At 45.2% G+C, this 18,834-nt stretch carries 20 protein-coding genes; 7 read left to right on the forward strand and 13 right to left on the reverse strand.

The annotated features are described in order from the left end of the window. The first annotated feature begins 13 nt into the window (after nucleotides 1-13). The 4 genes from ACSFXN_RS09895 to ACSFXN_RS09910 are packed head-to-tail and all read left to right on the forward strand — an operon-like array spanning nucleotide 14 to nucleotide 3,352. Nucleotides 14-613 carry a YkoF family thiamine/hydroxymethylpyrimidine-binding protein gene (locus tag ACSFXN_RS09895; protein WP_437149946.1) on the forward strand — a complete coding sequence of 200 codons (600 nt, stop codon included), beginning with the start codon at nucleotides 14-16 and terminating at the stop codon, nucleotides 611-613. Next, on the forward strand, nucleotides 606-1,187 hold the full coding sequence (locus ACSFXN_RS09900) for an ECF transporter S component (protein WP_437149947.1): 582 nt from the start codon (nucleotides 606-608) through the stop codon (nucleotides 1,185-1,187). The genes ACSFXN_RS09895 and ACSFXN_RS09900 overlap by 8 nt, the downstream gene beginning before the upstream one ends. Continuing rightward, entirely contained in the window at nucleotides 1,174-2,610 is a 1,437-nt protein-coding gene (locus ACSFXN_RS09905) for an ABC transporter ATP-binding protein (protein WP_437149948.1), read from the forward strand. Before ACSFXN_RS09900 ends, ACSFXN_RS09905 begins: the two co-directional genes overlap by 14 nt. After that, entirely contained in the window at nucleotides 2,591-3,352 is a 762-nt protein-coding gene (locus ACSFXN_RS09910) for an energy-coupling factor transporter transmembrane component T family protein (protein ID WP_437149949.1), read from the forward strand. Before ACSFXN_RS09905 ends, ACSFXN_RS09910 begins: the two co-directional genes overlap by 20 nt. A gap of 314 nt (nucleotides 3,353-3,666) precedes the next feature. Here the strand turns inward: ACSFXN_RS09910 and ACSFXN_RS09915 are convergent, their stop codons facing one another. The 4 genes from ACSFXN_RS09915 to ACSFXN_RS09930 all read right to left on the reverse strand — a co-directional run bounded on the left by ACSFXN_RS09915 (nucleotide 3,667) and on the right by ACSFXN_RS09930 (nucleotide 7,242). Further along, the gene (locus ACSFXN_RS09915; RefSeq protein ID WP_437149950.1) at nucleotides 3,667-4,491 is read right to left on the reverse strand and encodes a GNAT family N-acetyltransferase; all 825 of its coding nucleotides are present in this window, start codon (nucleotides 4,489-4,491) and stop codon (nucleotides 3,667-3,669) included. Between the two features lie 74 nt (nucleotides 4,492-4,565). Continuing rightward, nucleotides 4,566-4,988: a sporulation protein gene (locus ACSFXN_RS09920; protein ID WP_437149951.1), complete on the reverse strand. Its 423-nt coding sequence runs from the start codon at nucleotides 4,986-4,988 to the stop codon at nucleotides 4,566-4,568. Between the two features lie 62 nt (nucleotides 4,989-5,050). Beyond that, the gene (locus ACSFXN_RS09925) at nucleotides 5,051-6,238 is read right to left on the reverse strand and encodes an AI-2E family transporter (protein WP_437149952.1); all 1,188 of its coding nucleotides are present in this window, start codon (nucleotides 6,236-6,238) and stop codon (nucleotides 5,051-5,053) included. 59 nt (nucleotides 6,239-6,297) lie between these two features. Continuing rightward, nucleotides 6,298-7,242 carry an LCP family protein gene (locus ACSFXN_RS09930; protein WP_437149953.1) on the reverse strand — a complete coding sequence of 315 codons (945 nt, stop codon included), beginning with the start codon at nucleotides 7,240-7,242 and terminating at the stop codon, nucleotides 6,298-6,300. Nucleotides 7,243-7,391: 149 nt separating this feature from the next. On the opposite strand from ACSFXN_RS09930, the gene msrA reads away from it, so the two are divergent. Further along, nucleotides 7,392-7,928, forward strand: a complete 537-nt coding sequence (msrA, locus tag ACSFXN_RS09935; RefSeq protein ID WP_437149954.1) for a peptide-methionine (S)-S-oxide reductase MsrA — start codon at nucleotides 7,392-7,394, stop codon at nucleotides 7,926-7,928. Nucleotides 7,929-8,123: 195 nt separating this feature from the next. On the opposite strand, the gene ACSFXN_RS09940 is transcribed toward msrA, so the two are convergent. From ACSFXN_RS09940 to ACSFXN_RS09950, 3 genes are read right to left on the reverse strand one after another with little or no spacing between them, the layout of a single operon-like run. After that, the gene (locus ACSFXN_RS09940; RefSeq protein WP_437149955.1) at nucleotides 8,124-8,837 is read right to left on the reverse strand and encodes a YjjG family noncanonical pyrimidine nucleotidase; all 714 of its coding nucleotides are present in this window, start codon (nucleotides 8,835-8,837) and stop codon (nucleotides 8,124-8,126) included. A gap of 24 nt (nucleotides 8,838-8,861) precedes the next feature. Then, nucleotides 8,862-9,815, reverse strand: a complete 954-nt coding sequence (gene corA / locus ACSFXN_RS09945; RefSeq protein ID WP_437149956.1) for a magnesium/cobalt transporter CorA — start codon at nucleotides 9,813-9,815, stop codon at nucleotides 8,862-8,864. A 10-nt stretch (nucleotides 9,816-9,825) separates the two neighbouring features. Continuing rightward, nucleotides 9,826-10,989: an MFS transporter gene (locus ACSFXN_RS09950; RefSeq protein WP_437149957.1), complete on the reverse strand. Its 1,164-nt coding sequence runs from the start codon at nucleotides 10,987-10,989 to the stop codon at nucleotides 9,826-9,828. An 88-nt stretch (nucleotides 10,990-11,077) separates the two neighbouring features. On the opposite strand from ACSFXN_RS09950, the gene ACSFXN_RS09955 reads away from it, so the two are divergent. After that, entirely contained in the window at nucleotides 11,078-11,311 is a 234-nt protein-coding gene (locus tag ACSFXN_RS09955; RefSeq protein ID WP_437149958.1) for a hypothetical protein, read from the forward strand. Between the two features lie 181 nt (nucleotides 11,312-11,492). Beyond that, complete coding sequence (locus ACSFXN_RS09960) at nucleotides 11,493-13,100, forward strand: ABC-F family ATP-binding cassette domain-containing protein (RefSeq protein WP_437149959.1); 1,608 nt, start codon at nucleotides 11,493-11,495, stop codon at nucleotides 13,098-13,100. 97 nt (nucleotides 13,101-13,197) lie between these two features. Here the strand turns inward: ACSFXN_RS09960 and ACSFXN_RS09965 are convergent, their stop codons facing one another. The 6 genes from ACSFXN_RS09965 to ACSFXN_RS09990 form a co-directional block, all read right to left on the reverse strand. Continuing rightward, nucleotides 13,198-13,677 (reverse strand): YkvA family protein, encoded by a 480-nt coding sequence (locus ACSFXN_RS09965; protein ID WP_437149960.1) that lies wholly within the window; start codon nucleotides 13,675-13,677, stop codon nucleotides 13,198-13,200. Between the two features lie 68 nt (nucleotides 13,678-13,745). Next, the gene (locus ACSFXN_RS09970; protein ID WP_437149961.1) at nucleotides 13,746-13,979 is read right to left on the reverse strand and encodes a cold shock domain-containing protein; all 234 of its coding nucleotides are present in this window, start codon (nucleotides 13,977-13,979) and stop codon (nucleotides 13,746-13,748) included. Between the two features lie 145 nt (nucleotides 13,980-14,124). Next, nucleotides 14,125-15,774: a M4 family metallopeptidase gene (locus ACSFXN_RS09975; protein WP_437149962.1), complete on the reverse strand. Its 1,650-nt coding sequence runs from the start codon at nucleotides 15,772-15,774 to the stop codon at nucleotides 14,125-14,127. 240 nt (nucleotides 15,775-16,014) lie between these two features. Continuing rightward, nucleotides 16,015-17,676, reverse strand: coding sequence for a M4 family metallopeptidase (locus tag ACSFXN_RS09980; protein WP_437149963.1), 1,662 nt, complete (start codon nucleotides 17,674-17,676; stop codon nucleotides 16,015-16,017). A gap of 275 nt (nucleotides 17,677-17,951) precedes the next feature. Further along, nucleotides 17,952-18,152, reverse strand: a complete 201-nt coding sequence (locus tag ACSFXN_RS09985; protein ID WP_106531680.1) for a cold-shock protein — start codon at nucleotides 18,150-18,152, stop codon at nucleotides 17,952-17,954. 184 nt (nucleotides 18,153-18,336) lie between these two features. Then, the gene (locus tag ACSFXN_RS09990) at nucleotides 18,337-18,633 is read right to left on the reverse strand and encodes a DUF1033 family protein (RefSeq protein WP_437149964.1); all 297 of its coding nucleotides are present in this window, start codon (nucleotides 18,631-18,633) and stop codon (nucleotides 18,337-18,339) included. Nucleotides 18,634-18,834 lie beyond the last annotated feature (201 nt).

Raw genomic sequence — 18,834 nt, forward strand, 5'->3', positions numbered from 1 at the left:
AGGAGATTTTAATATGGAACCATTGCAATGCGGCACGAGCCCGATTGTCGGATTTCGCTTTTCTTTGCATCCGATGACAGGGGATTTTATCCAAGTGATTAAAGGGGCGTTGAACGGCACAGATACGTCGAACGTCTGGATGTACACCGATGATGTTTCAACCGTAATCCGCGGCAAACAAAACCATGTCTTCAATGTGGCAAAAGCTCTGACGCTGCATGCCGCGAAAACCGGAGAACATGTCGCGCTGTCCGGCACGTTCTCCATCGGCTGTCCGGGCGATTCTGCTGGCGACGTCTACTTGGACAAAGACGATGTCCTGCTCAATACAGATGACACCAAGCAATATGTCTCTTCTCAGTTTGCCCTTTACCCGATGAACAACCCCGATTATATGGCAGTCATTTACCGGGAAGTAGACCGGGCGAAAGAGCAAGGCGTCTTTAACGAGTCCATGCATTACGCGAGCGGCATTCACGGCGATATCCATGAGGTTTTCGCCTTTTATGAAGAAGCGTTTACGAATGCCCGCTCGGACGAGCACCGCCATCTGGTGATGACTGTATCGATGAGCATTAATAGCCCTTCCCATAGAGGTGCCTCCAATGCTTAAATCGTGGAAGCTGAAAGAAGTAGTACTGATGTCGCTGTTTGCCATTGTTTTTGGCATTGTCTATTTGCTATTTGTCCATATCTCAAATATATGGGCCGGCATCATCGGCCCGCTGGCCTATGAATGGATGTTCGGCATCTGGTTTATCGTCTCGATTATTTGCATGTACATCATTCGCAAGCCCGGAGCGGCAGTGCTGTCGGAATCGATGGCAGCGGCGATTGAAGTGTTGCTCGGCAATGCAGTCGGCCCTCGCCTTCTGTTATCCGGCATTATCCAGGGATTAGGTGCAGAAGCAGCTTTTGCGGTGACCGGCTACAAACATTTCAACTTAGCCGTATTGATGCTTGCCGGCGCCGGTTCTGCCGTATTCAGTTTTGTTTACGGTTATTTCATCTCCGGCTACGCAGCGCTCGATCCGTCTTTTGTGGCATTGATGTTCACGCTTCGCGTGTTGAGCGGCATGATTATTGCAGGCATCGGAGGCAAGTATTTAACGGATGGCCTGCTTGCGACCGGTTCACTGCGCGGCTACGCCATTGCCCGTGCGGATAAAGGTGATGCAGGTGCATGACGACCTATTTTCCTTAGAAAATGTGAGCTTCCGCTTCCCCGATGATGCAAGCAATACCTTAAATGATATTTCCTTTAGCATTAGCCGCGGTGAACGAGTCGTGATTTCCGGTCCGAGCGGCTGCGGGAAAAGCACACTCTTGTATTTGCTGAACCGGTTATACCCACTTAATTGCGACGGCATTGCCAGCGGTGCCATCCACTTATTCGGCAAAAATGCCGAACACTACGCTCCCGGTGAAATCAACCGCCGGGTAGCCACCGTTTTCCAGGATCCGGATTCGCAGTTCTGCATGCCGACGGTCGAAGAAGAATTGGCGTTTACGCTGGAGAATCTGCATGTCCCTTTTGTGGAGATGGATCCGCGCATTGCAGAAGTGCTGCAGTTGACCGGCCTTTCCCATCTGCGCCAGTCGGTGATCCAGTCACTGTCAGGCGGTATGAAACAGTGCGTCGCGACCGCTTGTGCATTGATTATGGAACCGGAAGTGCTGCTGCTCGATGAGCCGATTTCCCATCTCGATCCCTATACGGCGAAACAGTTTATCGAATGGCTGGATGACCTCCAGAAAAGCTTCAATTTGACAATTGTAGCCGTGGAACACCGCCTGGATTTATGGAAATCGTTTTTCAACCGGGAAATCGCTTTGGACTTTGGCGGAAAGATGATCGCCGATGCCTCTTTTGTTCTTCGGCAGCCGGTTTTATTCCCTGGACGGATTTCAGCAGCCGGCTCAGAAACGGCTTTAATGGCAAATGAAATTTCAGTGCGGATGAAAGACGAAGAACTGCTATCACCGCTGTCATTTAATGCAAAACGCGGCGAAGTGGTCGTCATCGCCGGACCGAATGGCAGCGGAAAATCGACATTGATGAAAGCCTTATGCGGAATTTACGCTTTATCTGGCGGAACGGTGAAGTCTGACGGCGCCGGCTATGTGCCGCAGTCACCGGAATACCTGTTTCTCGAGAAAACCGTGGCAGCGGAACTGGCGTTTTCTGGTGTTTCTTCAGCAAACGAGTTGGAAGAATTGATGGAACGTTTGCGCTTAAAGGAAATAAAAGACGCACACCCTTTCTCGGTGAGCCACGGGCAAAAGAGGCGCATCGCCATCGGTGCCATGCTTGCTGACAAGCGGCCGGTCCTGTTGATGGATGAACCGACTTCAGGCCAGGACGCAGCGGCATTATTGGAATTATTCGAGCTGATCACTGAACGGGCGCGTGAAGGGGTGACCACCTTCATCATTACGCATGATATGGAGTTTGCCGCAAGCGTTGCCGATTCCGTCCTTTTAATAAAAGATGGACAATTGACGGGCAAGTATGAAGCAGGTGAAGTCTGGAACGACGAGCAACTGCTGGCTGAACATCATCTTTTGCCGCCGAAAGGAGTCCCGCGCTATGCGAAAACTTTTGCATGATATGAATCCTTCCGCGAAATTCTTAATTGTGGCTGTCTCGATGCTGACGATTGCGTTTTTCTTCAACCCTTGGACACCCTTTTTATTCTGGCTGGCTGTATTGGTTTTGCAAGTTTTGTTCAGCCGCATCAATTGGAAAATTTGGGCGCTGTTCATGCTGCCGTTTTTGCTTGGAGCATTCGGATATCTTTGGACGACGATTGTGTTCGGTGCTGATACCGGCGGCGAAGTGATTTGGTCGGTTGCAAATTTCGATGTGACCGCAGAACAACTGGATACCGCTTTATCACTGGCATTTCGAGTTTTAGCGTTTTCCACTTTATCGCTGATGTTTGCCTTCACCACCGATCCGGTAAAATTTATCATGAGCTTGATGCAACAGCTGAAGCTTTCGCCGAAATTGGCTTACGGCATCATGGTCGGCTATCAGTTTTTGCCGGTGATGAAAGACGAATTCACGCAAATCCAGCAAGCACACCGGCTCCGTGGTTTGGATACGGAAAAACGTTTAGTGCAGCGGCTGTTCAGCATGCGCCGGCTTCTCATACCAATGCTTGCTGGCGCAGTAAGGAAAGCAGAACGGTCGGCGTTCGCCATGGAGGCCCGCGGGTTCACCGGAGAAGCACGGACGGCATATTTTAAGCCAGTGAAGCTGAGCCGGCTCGATGCTTGGATGAGCTGTTTATTTTTGCTTTTGCTTATTGGCAGCTGCACGGGCGGCGTCCTATTGCACGGAAAATAACAATTGCTTGATTAAAGCAAACTGCTAAGACTGGAGAGCTCGCTGTTTGGCAGCTCTCCTTTTTTTATTGGAATTTAGCATCAATGGATGGTTTCTTTATCCTTAACCATCCCTTAAATAAATTTATTTTAGCAAAGCTTTACTCTATTTCCCTTTTTCTTTTTTGCTGATTCGCTCTTTTTTCTTGGTTGCTTATTTTGAATTTTTATCAATTTACCTTATGTAGTTTTTTACATATATTATGCCAATTCACTTTAACGATTCATTTTTGAAAACCAAAAGAAAAAGCATCTGCTTTGTTAGCAGATGCTGGTTTAATGGATGTGCGGGCTTTTGACGACGGCTTTATTGTACATGAGCTGAAAACCATTCCGTTCCATATTCCGGGCCGACGCGGTATCCGGCTGAGTAGTAACCGTGACATGGCTGCAGCCTTTTTCTTTGGCATAGCGCAGCCGTTCTTCAATCAGCAGGTTCTGAAAGCCCCTTCCCCTGAAAGCCTGGACGGTGCTCGTTAAAAACAGCTCTCCAAGCTTTCCGTCTATTGCAATCGTTGCTCCTGCTATGCTTTCTCCATTTGCTTTCAACAAGAATCCAGCTGTATTGGAGACTTCCAAGAAGGTGCGTGTCGACTCCATCAATTCTTCCGTCACGGTATTGTCTCTTGAAATGCCTAAAGCCACGGTCCACGCCCACTCATAAGTTTCTTCCCCTGACACTTCTGCAACCGTCACTGCTTCATCTTTCAAGCGGTTTTCTTTAGGCTGCCAATTTTCAAGTTCAATAATCCAGACAGCCAAAAAATGATCGAATGTATAGTTCCGTTCCTGGAGCAGAGCCAATAACAGCGGATCACAAAAAGGCGCGAGTTCAAATTCGGCATGCGCCACTTCTTTTCTCTTTCGGATAAAGTCTTCAATAACATTCAAATCATTTTCCACAAGTACACCGTCCTGGCCAAAGCCGATGCCGAAACAGACATTGCCGGTGCAGAAAACGTCTCCTTTTCCTTGCAAGGCCAAGTAATCCATATTGGCAGCTGGATTCATTTCTTTGTGTTTTATTATGTATTCCTTTGTTCCGCGGCTTTTGATGGCTTCTATTTTTCTGGCCAGACTTTTATTGTTCACTAAAGTCATATCAATCACGCTCCTAAAAACTTAAAAGGCATTCAAATTGGTTTTCAATTTGAATGCCTTTTTTTTATCTCATGCTAGAAGTTTTCTTCTGATCCATAGGAAATTTCATCTTCATCTTGGACATCTATACCATTCACAATATGGACAATCGTCCGAAGGATCAGTTTTCCTTTTGAATTCTGCAGAAGCCAGCGTTCATCCGGCACAATATCAAATTGGTGCATGGCAGCGTCTTTTGACTTGACAGAACCGATAAATTCCAACGACTGTTTAGCGACGATGTTTTCAATCACATCAAAATCGCTGTCTTCACGATAATTTTCAATTTGCTTTACGACGTTCAGCTCAATGTATTCTATCTCTTGGTCGCTGTTTCCGCCGGTAAAGTAAACCGTCCCGTTCAAAGTTTCACCTTCTTCTAAATGCGGCCTCTCAACGACTGTATTGATTTTTAAAGAACCAATACCAATTGAACTAAGGAATTGTTTGAAATTCATAAAACGGCACCCTCCAGTATTTGCTAATCCTTCTTTACCACAAGAAAAACTACTTTAAACGGTTACAGCAATTCGGTGTAATCGTATTGATTTTCCAGATTGACTTCATGTTTATTATAGCGGCGCTTGAATAATTTGTAAAAATGAGCAACTAGTACTTTAATGATGGCGTAGGCTGGAATGCCAAGAATGACGCCCGCAATGCCGAACAGGGATCCTGCTGTAAGCAACACGAAAATAATCGTGATGGGATGAATAATCATCGTTTTTCCCATAACTTGCGGAGAAATCAGGTTGCTTTCAAAGATCTGCACAATCGTCCAGACAATACCGACCTTCAACAGCATAAATGGCGAGATCACAATCCCGACAATGGCTGCCGGTGCAAAAGCGATCGCCGGTCCAATATAAGGAACGATGCTGGTAACTCCAGCCAGGAAGCCGAACAGCAATGCATAATCAAGTTGGATGATTAAGAACCCGATATACACCATCACACCGATAAAAATCCCGACGATGATCTTTCCTTGGATATAGGCGCCGATTTGGCGGTCCGCTTCATGGAAAACAGATTTTGTGTCTTCACGGAACCGCGGCGGCAAGAGTTTCAGGATAAAAGCAGGAAATTTTTCACCGTCTTTTAGCAAATAAAACAAAATGAAAGGAACGATGATAATGGATAAAACAACGCCTGTAACCGTGCTGATGAATTCCGTCAGCCGGGACAGCATGCTTGTAGCGGTTGCCTGGAAAGTTTCATTGAATGTAGTGGGCAGCGTAGTAAGCAGCTCTTCGATATTCAAACTCGAATTAACATAGTATTCGCCGAGATACGATGTTCTTAAAAATGCATCAACATCTGTCAGCAGCTGCATAAAGTAATCCGGAAACTCCAGAATCAGCCTTTGCGTCTGCTCGCGCAGAAACGGCAGCACCAGTACGATGAGCAAAGTAATCAGCCCGGTTAACGCCACAAAGATGATGACAATCCCCCAAATCCTTGGTATCCGGAAGCCTTCCAGCATCCGAAGGACCGGGCGCAGCAAATAATACAGCACAAGTGCCAGAATAACCGGCAGTAAAATGGTTTTCAGAAATACGAGCAGCGGTTCGAATATGAACGACACTTCCCGGAATATGAAAATAACCAAGCCGATCAGCACTAGCGCGATCAAAGTGAATAATAAGTTGGTTCCTCCGAGAAAACGGATAAAATTTGTTGAGAAGAAAGATTGTTTTTCCGTCTCCATGCCACTCCTACTTTCTATTAATATCGGTATGCATTAATTTTAGCATATTATCTGATATTTTAATTGAGTGGTTGTGATAAAAATTCGGAAAGGGCTTGTTTATTATGTTCTAAATCCATTTCGATGACTGATCCTGCGTGAGAGTAGCTTTGGAAGCTATAACTGTTTTTCACGGGAATTGTCAGGCGTTCCAACTCACCGCCGCCGCTCATCGCCAACTGGACAGCCAGCTTTACTTGGTCAGAAGTGGAAACGTCGGTCTGGATATAGCCTTGGACCGCTCCAGCAAGTTTCGGATATTTCGGAATCGCCGAAACGCTGATCAGTTCATCTTTCAATGCCGCAAGAGCTTGCTGCTGGCGACGGACCCGGCCGAAATCGCCTTCTTCGTCAGCACGGAAACGTGCATACCCAAGAAGTTCCTTGCCATTTAAATGCTGGACGCCTTGCTCTAAAGTAACGCCGATATTTTTAGACATATCTTTTTCGACATCCACTTCCACACCGTTTGGCGCCGCGATATCAACCAATTGTTCGAAATTCGAGAAATCGATTTGGGCGAAATGATGGATTTCCACCCCGAACATGCCACGCAGCGTATCAGCCAGGAGATCCGCACCGCCTAAATAATAAGCGGTGTTCAATTTATACGATTGATAGCCTGGAATGTCGGCGTAAATGTCACGCATGAATGAAGTCAATTTTACTTCATCCGTTTTTTTATCGTGTGATAACAGCATCATCGTATCCGACCGGGATTTTTCTTCTCCCCGTGAGTCGACTCCGACAATCAAAATGTTCTGGAATTCCCCATTCTCTGGATCGCCGTTGAATTCCACTGGTTGTTGTTCTGTATCTTCAGCTATCTTATATCCGCTTTGAAATTGCAAAAAAGCATAAATTCCTGCTGCCGCAACTGCGATGAACAACAGGAGCAAAATGCCCCGAAAACGTAAGCGTTTCTTTTTGCGCCGTTTTCTGGTTGGCTGTAATTCTTCTTCCATAGTTTACACGTTCCTTTCTAGTTGGTGCCTTATATGAGACGACGGTTGGCATGAAGAAGTTTCTGCTCAATCATTATAAACATTTTTATTGTCGTAAAACAGTGGGAATGGTAAGATTTTTTTAATACAAGCGAGAGGAGTCACCACTTATGACAGAAAAAGCGACATTTGCAGGCGGCTGCTTCTGGTGCATGGTAAAACCATTTGATCAGTTTGACGGCATTGAAAGCGTAGTTTCCGGCTATAGCGGAGGCCATATTGAAAATCCCACATATGAACAAGTTAAAACCGGCACTACCGGCCATTTGGAAGCGGTGCAAATCACGTTCCACCCGGATATTTTCACATATGAACAGCTGCTTGACATCTTCTGGCAGCAAATCGATCCAACGGACAATGATGGCCAGTTCCAGGACCGCGGCAGCCAGTACCGCCCGGCCATTTTCGTACATAACGAAAACCAGCGTGAACTAGCCGAGAAATCTAAGCTTGAATTGGACGCGAGCGGCCGCTTCCAAAAGCCGGTCATCACCGAAATCTTAGACGCTGCCCCTTTTTATGCAGCGGAAGATTACCATCAGGACTTCTATAAGAAGAATGCGGAGCATTATAAAAAAGACCGCGCCATTTCTGGCCGCGACGAATTCCTTGAAGCAGCTTGGGAAAAAAGTGAAGTTACGAACTGAAAAGGCATGTACAGAATGGCGTGAAACCTCTATGGGGTTTCACGTCGTTTTTTGTTAGTCGGGCATAAACATGTTGCAGTTGGGCATATCTGAGAAAAGTTGGGCATAAAACGGCATAAGTTGGGCATAAGTAGCCTTGGCTTGGGCATAAACTGAAAAAGGACAGCCCGCTTTCGCGGCCGTCCTTTGATCACATCATTTACTATTTTTTTCGGTTTTATTGCCATTAATGATCTCCGCGAGTTCCAGCAATTCCCGGATTTCATAAGTGGGCCGGATGCCGGTTGTGTTTTTCTTGCCGAACGGGTTGTACCAGCACGTATCGATGCCATAATCAGCACCGCCTTGAATATCCGATGTCAGCGAGTCACCGACTATCAGTACGCCTTCTTTGCTGCTAAGGCCCAGTTTCTCGAATGCATAATCGAAGATTCCTTTATGCGGTTTTTGGAAGCCGGTTTCTTCAGAGATGATCAAGTGCTCGAAACGGCCGTTGAAAGGCGAATTTTGAATGCGCGATTTCTGGACTTCTCCAAAGCCGTTTGTGATAATCGCCAAACGGCAATCATCGAGGCTGCCCAATAATTCCTCCGCTCCCGGCATGATATGCGTTTCCTTCCCCAAATTTTCCAAGTAGAGCTTTGAGAACGTATCAGCGCTGATGTCCAGTTCATGCTCGAGAAACAAGCGTTTGAAGCGCTCAATGCCAAGTTCCCGAATGGCAATTCTGCCTTGTTCCAATTCATGCCAAAGCACTTCGCTTATTTTCCGGTAGCTGGCATGAGTATCAGCAAACCCTGTCGGCATATCGTGCTCCATAAAAGTATTATGTAAAGCTGAATGCTCCGCTTTCTTAAAATCCAGCAGCGTATCATCAATATCAAATAAAATTATTGTGTATTTTTTCATTATTCCACATGCCTTTCCTGAAAATTATTCACTGTCGAACCAGCCTTTCGAATAGAACCAGGCAAACATACCCCCTCCAAGCAGCAGCATGACGGTCAGGATGGCATAATATCCCCCTTGCCATTGCAGTTCCGGCATATAGTTGAAATTCATGCCGTAAATGCCGGCGATGAACGTCAGCGGCATGAAAATGGTTGTGATTACTGTGAGTGTCTTCATGATATTGTTCATGCGGTAAGAGTTCAGTGAAATATAATTATCGCGGATATCGGATGTCAGTTCCCGGTTCGAATCGATCATATGGCTCAGTTTGATCAAGTGGTCATGGATATCCTGGAAATAAGCACGTTTATGTTCTTGCAGGATAAAGCGTTTCGACTCCAGGATGCGGTATACCAAATCTCTTGTGGGAATGACGATCTGGCGCAATTTGAATAAATCCCGACGCACCAGGAATGTCTTTTCCATCACGTTTTTATCGGCTTTTTTCACGCGGTCGGTGTCTTCAATAGCAGCGAGCTGGTCTTCCAGGTCTTCAACCAGCGGGAAAAAGGAATCCACCACTTTATCCATCAATTTATACGTCACTTCCACCGGCTTGAATTGATGGTGCTTGCTCGGATGACTGAAAAAATCCCAAGTGATATTGACTTCTTTCAAATCCTGGAAATGAAAAGAAACGATGAAATTATCGGCAATAAAGACGTCAATTTCTTCCGCTTCCAGCGTCTCCTGGTTGAGAGAATGGAATACCAGGAAATTTACGTCTTCGTAGTACTCCAGTTTAGGACGCTGCAGCGAGTGGATGCAGTCTTCAATTGCCAGCGGGTGGAAATGGAAATGGCTGCTTAACAGACCGATTTCTTCATCTGTCGGATCAATAAAATCCACCCAATACCATTTCATATCTTTCAGCGCCTCTAAAGGCGGATTGATTATCATCTTATCTTTTTGGTTGATTGCTTGTATTCGTATCATTTTGTTCCCCTTAGCTTTTTTTATTCAACAGTAAAGTAAACACTGCGAGTATGGCCAGATAAACCAAAAACAGGATTAATGTAATGTCATGTGTTCCGTAGCGGTCATAAAGGATGCCAATGGCAAACGGCATGGCGCTTGAAATGATATAGCCGCCTGACTGGATCATCGCAGTCCAGCTATTGACGTCATCAGCCCGGGTATTTTCATCGAGCGGCATCAATAACGCTATCGGAAACAAACCGCCAAGCGTAATGCCGAGAAAAACTGCGGCCGGCCAGACGAACGCTGTTCCTCCTGCCATCAGCATAACGATGCCCATAGCACCGGAAAGCAATAACATCATGGTCCAAAACAGGCGGCTCGGGAATTTCTGCAACAGCATCGGAATGGATAAATTGCTGATCAGCTGCACCAAAGACATTACCGTCAAGGCAGCACCGGCTGTTAACACATTCATGCCTTTATCGCTGGCAATCGGTGCAAACCATGTGATGAGCGAGAAAAACAGCGCCGACTGGAAAGCGAAAAACAGCATCATATACCAAGCGCGCTTGTTCTTCCACGGCGAAACGGAAGGCGGCCCTCCAACATCAACCGCTTCATCTGCCGGCTCTTCAATGCGCTGCCATAGAATCAGGGCCACGATTGCCAGCAAGCCCCAGCTTGCCAGAGCCAGAGGCCAGTTTAAAATGGTATAAAACACACCGGTCAGGCCGCTTGCCAAAGTGGCGCCAAGCCCCATGCCAAATGAGTAGACGCCGATTAATGAAGCGGTCCGGGTTGGAAAATTGCGTTTGATCATCGCAGACAATAACGGGCTGATGATGGCGATGGCCAGGCCTATGAAAAATGCGCTTGCGAGCAGCACCGGATAAGACGGCACAATGCCGCGCACCAATGTCAATGTGCCGATGACAATGAGTAAAATCGTAATCGAGCGCTTCATGCCGAATTTTTTGTTGAAGCTGATGGCAAACGGCGCGAATAGCCCCATGCAAAAAACTGGAACGGAAGTCAGCAGGCTGATTTGGCTATTGGATAAAGACAAGTCGGTGCGCATGGTTTCAAGCAATGGACCGATTGAAGATATGGCGGGCCGCAAATTTAATGAAACGAAAAAGATGGCCAGGACCATCAGTCCGAGAGTAGTTTTTTTTGAATGGGCAGTCACTGTGTTATTCCTCCTGTACAATTGATGCAGACAAACTTGTGTTCCCTGGCTCGAGCTATTAAAATGGATGTGAAAGGCGGGCACAAGTATGAAACTCGTAAACTGGAGCTATGCAAAACGATATAATATCAAAGCCATTTTTGATGACTTTCCTCATGTCGTCGTATTGTTCCGCCAAATCGGCGGCTATTATTTCATCTTTTCGATGAAAGGCTTAACAAAAGAACATATCCCGACACGCAAAGATTATGTGCGCATGGAATATTTGCTCAATAAAGACCTTGGCCTATTAGAAGCCTATAAAGAAAGAAAATATAAATAAGCCCATGGTTTCGCTTTAACGAGCAAAGCTCGGCTTTTGCATGCGGGAGATCTACTGGCCGCAAAAGCCCGAATGAAGTTTCCCCTTTATAAGTTTATCCCAGTCTGTTGCTGAATGCTATCGATTTTAGCGGCTTTCGTGGTATACTATTCTTATTGTGAAATTTGGGAGGTACGTATAAATGATAGCAGTAAATGATGTAAGCCTTCGCTTTGGCGACCGCAAACTTTTTGAAGATGTGAATATCCAGTTTAACCCGGGGAATTGCTACGGATTGATTGGGGCCAATGGTGCAGGAAAATCAACGTTCATCAAAATTTTATCCGGTGATTTGGAAGCACAAAGCGGCAACGTATCGATGGGCTCCGGCGAACGTTTGGCTGTCCTGAAACAGGACCACTTCGAATACGAAGAATACCCTGTTCTTGAAACAGTGATCATGGGCCATAAAAAGCTGTACGAAATCATGGCAGAAAAAAACGCCATCTATATGAAGGAAGACTTTTCCGATGAAGACGGCATGCGCGCCGCTGAACTGGAAGGCGAATTTGCTGAACTCAACGGTTGGGAAGCGGAATCCGAAGCCGCGATTCTTCTTCAAGGCCTTGGTATTTCAGAAAACCTCCACGACAAGAAAATGGCTGAATTATCCGGTTCAGACAAAGTGAAAGTATTACTTGCACAAGCCCTATTCGGCAAACCGGATGTTCTTCTTCTGGATGAGCCGACTAACCACTTGGACTTGAAAGCGATCCAATGGCTGGAAGAATTTTTGATCAACTTTGACAACACCGTCATCGTCGTATCGCATGACCGCCACTTTTTAAATAAAGTATGTACGCATATTGCCGACCTTGATTTCGGAAAAATCCAGCTATATGTCGGCAACTACGACTTCTGGTACGAATCAAGCCAGTTAGCGACTCGCTTGGCCGGTGACCAAAACGCGAAAAAAGAAGAAAAGATCAAAGAGCTTCAAGCGTTTATCGCGCGTTTCTCTGCCAATGCTTCCAAATCGAAGCAAGCCACTTCACGGAAGAAAATGCTCGATAAAATCGAATTGGACGATATCCGTCCTTCATCCCGTAAATATCCATTCGTCAACTTTACCATCGGCCGTGAAATCGGCAATGATGTGCTGACAGTGAGAGACCTTAGCCAAACTGTTGATGGCAATCAATTATTGAACAACGTCAGCTTTAATATGAACAAAGACGACAAAATCGTCTTGATCGGCGATCCGCTTGCAAAATCGGCGCTTCTCCGCATTTTGGCTGAAGAAGACGAGCCAGCTGAAGGAATGATCCGCTGGGGTGTCACAACTTCACGCGCTTACTTGCCGATCGATAACTCGGCTTACTTCGAAGGCAGCGAACAATCCCTAGTAGATTGGCTTCGCCAATATTCTCCGGAAGACGAAAGTGAAACTTTCCTTCGCGGCTTCCTCGGCAGAATGCTGTTCTCCGGTGAAGAAGTGAAAAAGAAACCTTCTGTTCTTTCCGGTGGCGAAAAAGTGCGCTGCATGCTGTCGAAAATGATGCTGTCCCACGCCAACGTCTTGCTGTTAGATGAACCAACCAACCACTTGGACTTGGAATCCATCCAAGCTTTGAACAACGGCATGATTGCGTTCAAAGGCGCCATGGTCTTCACTTCACATGACCATCAGTTTATCCAAACGGTTGCCAACCGCGTCATTGAAATCCTGGATGATGGAACAATTCTTGACAAGCAATTGACTTACGATGAGTTCCTCGAATGGAAAGAAGCACAAGGAATCACAAACTGATCCATACTGAAAATCCCGCACGCCGGAAACGGCGTGCGGGATTTTTTTATGGCCAAAAAAAAACCGGGCACAATCGCCCGGCTTTTTTACGTTCTTATTAAACTTTCATGAAACGTTTCACTAAACGGCCTGCCGGCAATTTGGAAACGAATTTATTGCCGGAATTTGAAATTCCACGGACGACAGATAATAGTTCGACGTCTCCCGCCCAATGCTCTTCAATGACTTCAATCGGAAATTTATTCAGTAACGTATTGATGACAAATACCGCTACCACAACGTCATCCAGGAATCCGCCCGGACCGACTAAAATCTCCGGAAGGAAATCCATCGGTGCGATAAAGTAAAGAATACCAGCTCCTACCGCACCTTTGCTTTTGGCGTCAATACGGCTGTCGAGCATAAGTTTCGCCAGTAAATGGAATAAGTCAGGAGCGAACAATACGTATTGTCCGACTTTGCCGACGGCGCCCGGTTTATTATCAAGCCATTTTTGTATTTTGCTCCGCAATTTCTTATAGAAATCCTGTTGTTCTTCTATACTTGGAAGTGGTTTTTTCAAATATTCATTGGTCATAGCAATTCCCCCAGTTCATTTTACTTACTCTATACCTTCACGGCTTGTTCATGAAACCCTTACTTCTTTTAAAAAATCAAAGTCACATTTGTGGCAATCCGTTCTTTTTCCGGAGTTCCTTGTATCGGTATGAATTTCACTTGCTGGCCTTCGTTGAGCATAGGGAATTCGTCGATATTGGAGTGCTCTGTATGGGTATAGAACATTTCACCGTTATCCCCTCGGATATAACCGAACCCTTTTTCTTTATCGAACGAAACCACAATGCCTGTCAAATCTCCTTCTCCGCCGAAATTGCTCATCTAAAAACCTCCTGTATAGTTCTTTTCCCAGATGGTGAATTATACCCTCTTATAGGCAGTGTCTAAACAATTCCTCCTTTATTCAATAAAAGAACCGCCCTTTAAAGAACGGTTCAGCCAATTCCTTCTATTATAGGAGAGACTCTTATTTCAACCCCACTGCAGCAAATGCATCTTTGACGCTTTTCACTTCTTTGCTGTCTGCCCCGTATAGGTCAATTGCTGCTTGGACAGCAGAAGCCTGCAGCTGTCTGAATTTAGTGGTTGGCGTCAAATATTGGGTCAATGTGCGGTAAAAGATTTTACCGGTTTTCTCATTGCCGATTCCTTGAACTTTGATATTATAATGTGTCCCGCCATTTGCCAGTAAATACGCCGCTTTATTGGTGATAGAAGAATTGATGTGGACTCCCCCGAAATCTTCTGTACCCAAATAACGCTTCGTATAATGATCAGGCAATCCATTGGCTGTCGGATCTGCCAATGACCGAAGCGCATCTCCAGCGATGTCTGGCGTAACGATGTCTTCTCCTATTTGCCAATCCGGATTTTTTTGGTATTCATCCTCGACCAGCACTCCGAAAATATCGGACATCGATTCGTTAATGGCGCCCGAATCATTCCAGTAAATCAAGCCCGCTGTCGACTGGGAAACTGCATGCGTCAGTTCATGGGCAATGACATCGAGCGATCCGGATAAAGAAATGAATTTTTTGCCGTCTCCGTCTCCGTAAACCATTTGAGTGCCGCTCCAAAATGCATTATTGTAATTCTTGCCATAATGGACAGTTGAAACGAGCGCCGCTCCTTTGCCATCAAAACTATTGCGCTTATGCACTTTCTTGAAATAATCAAAAGTCATGCCGGCATAAACATGAGCATCTACTGCCGCACCGTCAAATGCTGCATGATAGTTATCATCCCGGTCCAGCCACAACGTACCCGGAACTTCTGTCAAATTAGCAGCGTTATAAGTGAAAATTCCCTTTCCGCGCGTGCGGTCGACCAAATAGGAACCTGTTGAATTCAGCACGGTATTCACTTTCTTTTTATCACCGAGCACTCCAGTCCCGCCTGACACTGAATCGGTGCCTTCCGGAATGCTTAGCGCAACCGCTTTGTGTAGTTGATTGTAATACTCAATCACTTGGCCTGTTTGTGCATCAATAAAATAATGGTAATTACCGGGTTCTGGCGATAAAAATTCAAACTGCAAATGGTAAGCAAGTTTTGCTGCTTTGCCGTCCATAAAAATCATAAGTTCCGGTTTTTTCTCTCCAAGGATTTGGGGAGGCTCGGCAAGCAGTTTCCCCAGGCTGCCGAGCGCAATTGCCGAAGCTTTTGCAGCCGTCAAAACCGCACCGCCTTTCAGCGCCTCTGCTTCCGTTAAATCAGGCACCACTTCACCAGACACCGATGTCAGCACCCCGCTTGCACTGACATGTGCGGAAAGCACCGATCCATAAACCGGGATGCCATTGAACATTTGCTGAAGCTTTACATTCGTCATGCCAAGTTCGTCTTTCAACTCGCTGATTTTCTTGAATTGTTGAGACTCATTTTCTGCAAGGCCATACAGGTTTTCTTTTACTTCCAAATAAGAATAAACAATTTCCGCTGCTCCTTTTTGCGAAGAAGGGGTCAGACTGCCGGCAATGAAGTTTGGCGCCTCGCTTTCAGGATTCACATAGACTTGTTCAATTGTGGCATTATCCGGCGCTGCATAAACAGAACTTGAAGCTACAAAGAGCAAAGCGGCAGATAATCCGATGCTGCATCTATTCCTTTTCCTCATTTTCATCCGCTCCTTTTAGGACTGCCAGAGATTGGTTCATATGTCCATCTTAACCACCTGAATATTCAGAATAAATAGGTTTCAGTATGTGTTTTATCGGTCTTGGTACAGGTGTTTATACCTGTTTCGGAGGATGTGTAAAAGAAGCGGTCTTTTAACTCAGAACGAAAAGAGAAATCTAACTTCTCCACATTATAAAAAGAACCGCTTGCAAGAAGCGGTTCTCTTACTTAATGGTATTCAGTTAACACCCACAGCATTGAATGCCGCTTTAACGCTTGCCACTTCAACACTGCTGGCTCCGTATAAATCCGTTGCTGCTTGAATGGTGGAGACGCGGTAATGGCTGTAATTGGAATTCGGCGTCAAATATTGAGTTAATGTGCGATAGAAGATTTTTTCTGTTTTGGCATTGCCGATTCCGGTTACTTGCACGCCGTAATGGGTACCGCCATTCGCCAGCAAGAACGCGGCTTTATTGCTGATGCCGGAATTAATGTGGACACCGCCGTTGTCACTCGTTCCAACGTAGCGTTTGGAGTAATGGTCCGGATCGCCATTCAACGTCGGATCCGCCATCGACCGCAGAGCATCTCCTTTAACAGCCGGCGTATAAATGTCTTCGCCAATCAGCCAGTCTGGATTATTATTGAAATGATATTCGACCAAGGTTCCGAAAATATCCGAAATCGATTCATTGATTGCACCGGATTCGTTTTGATAGATGAGGTCAGCTGTCGTATCCGTCACCGCATGCGTCAATTCATGGGCGATCACGTCAAGCCCTCCGGAAAGCGGGATAAATGTCGAGCCGTCCCCGTCTCCATAGACCATTTGCGAACCGTTCCAGAATGCATTGTTATAGCTGCGGCCATAATGGACCGTGGAAATCAATTGCGCCCCGTTGCCGTCATAGCTGTTGCGGTTATGGGTGTTCTTGTAATAATCGAATGTCTGTCCAGCATAGACATGGGCGTCTACTGCAGCGCCATCATAAGCTGCATTGTAAGCATTGTCCGCATCCAGCCACAGGGTGCCGGGTGTTCTCGTGCGATTTGCTGCATCATAAGTGAAAATCCCGTTGCCGCGTGTCCGGTCAACCAAATAAGAGCCATTGCTGTTAACCAACGTGTTCAAGGTTTTGGTATCTCCCAGCACCCCTTTGCCAGTTGCAAGGGAATTGGTTCCGGAAGGAGCGGTTACACCGGCCGACGGTTTCGCTTCATGGATCTGGTTATAAGCTTCCAGCACTTCTCCACTTTGTGCATCGATCAAATACTGGTAATTGCCGGGTGATGGCGCTAAAAATTCAAGTTGAATGCTATAAGCGTATTTCGCCGTTCCTTGGTCCAGATAAACAACCAGTTCTGGAGTTTCCTGATGATCTATTTCCGGTGCTTGCCCCAATTTTGTTTTTAAATCGGCAAGGGCGATAGCTGCTGCTTCCGTTTTTTTAAGCTGAGCTCCTTTATTCAATTTCACTTGTTTGGATAATTCCGGAGCCAATTGGCCAGAGACGGACACCAGTACTCCATTTTCATCCACATGCGTTGTAATTACTGAACCGAATACCGGTACACCTTTGTACATTTGCTGGAGCTTCAGGTTGATAAAGCCCAGATCGTCTTTCTTTTCGCTGACGACTTTAAAATTCGCTTTTACATTTTTGCCGATTTTATAAAGTTCATCTTTCTCGGACAAGTAATTATAGACAATTTCCTGGGCAGAGTTTTTCGAAGGCATTGTCAGTTTCCCTACAATAAAATCGGTTGATTTGCTTTGCTGGTTTACGTGCACTTTTTCTGAAACGGCATTATTTGGTGCAGCATAAACAGAAGCGGAAGCAGCGGATAAGGCCAATGCAGCGGCCAAACTTAGAGTCAGTAATTTCTTTGATTTCAATGGTTTTCACTCCTTTAATGTGCCGTCTCTGTCAGACGGTTTATTAAAGGATAACTGTTCCATTATTCTGAAGATATAGGCTACTTTATCTGTTTTTATTTTCCTTTAAATAAGTTAATTTACATCCAATTAAAAGAATTTTCAGCAAGTTCAATGGCGACTTCTATCATTTAGACTGCTCAACGATACTTTTTTGCGGTGTTTTTTGTTATCGTTGCAAATTTTGTTGTCGCGGCACAAAAAAAGACCCGCTCACTGGTGAGCGGGTCTGGAGATTAAATTTTAGTTACATTTGTAGCTTGAGGTCCGCGGTTGCCTTCCTCTACTTCAAACTCTACTTTTTGTCCTTCGTCAAGCGTTTTAAAGCCATCGCCTTGAATCGCTGAGAAGTGAACGAATACGTCATCTCCGCCTTCTACTTCGATAAATCCAAAACCTTTTTCTGAGTTAAACCATTTTACTGTACCTTGTTGCATGTGTAAAAACCTCCTGGGATTAAAAAAATTTTCAATATGGAATTTTTCCATAAAAAAATTCACATATTCAAAAAAGTACCATCACTTGCTGATCACTTTTTTGAATAGGTGAATAGCTGTTTCTGGTGTAATCTTTAGTTCTATAAGTCTATTATAGCAATTATTACTGATAAGTCAAATAAATCTAAAAACTTTTTATAGGCTTTTTGTTATAAATCCATAACAGTCCATGATAAATTTGCATATCTTCTTCACAGTCTTCACAAAATGCCCATTCTTCTCTATTCCAGAAAGCGATTGCTGCTTCCCCTTTCGATTTTTGGCAGGAAAAATCCTGTGCCAAAGTTTGTTTCATTTGATTGAAATAAGTAGTAGCGTCCTCGTAGTTATCAAACTCTTTGCACGACACAATGTCTTTTTCCCAACCATCGAATTGCCACCACGGTTCTTCAAAGCCTCTTAAATAAAAAATTTCATGCATGCTGGCCAGCTCCATTTCTTCCTACTATGCATTTTGCCAAACCTTTGTAAATATGTCTAGCAAAACGGTTGCCTTTTTTCTGACAGTTCCAATGTTTGTATTGACCCCTTATTCCCTGTAAAATAGGAAGGAGACAAGGAATCAACTGAAACTTTTCGCATCTTACATCGTATATATGTAAAGAGCATCAGTGAAGGAGGA

The organism is Planococcus sp. 1R117A, assembly GCF_051417975.1.
Lineage (GTDB): Bacteria > Bacillota > Bacilli > Bacillales_A > Planococcaceae > Planococcus > Planococcus shenhongbingii.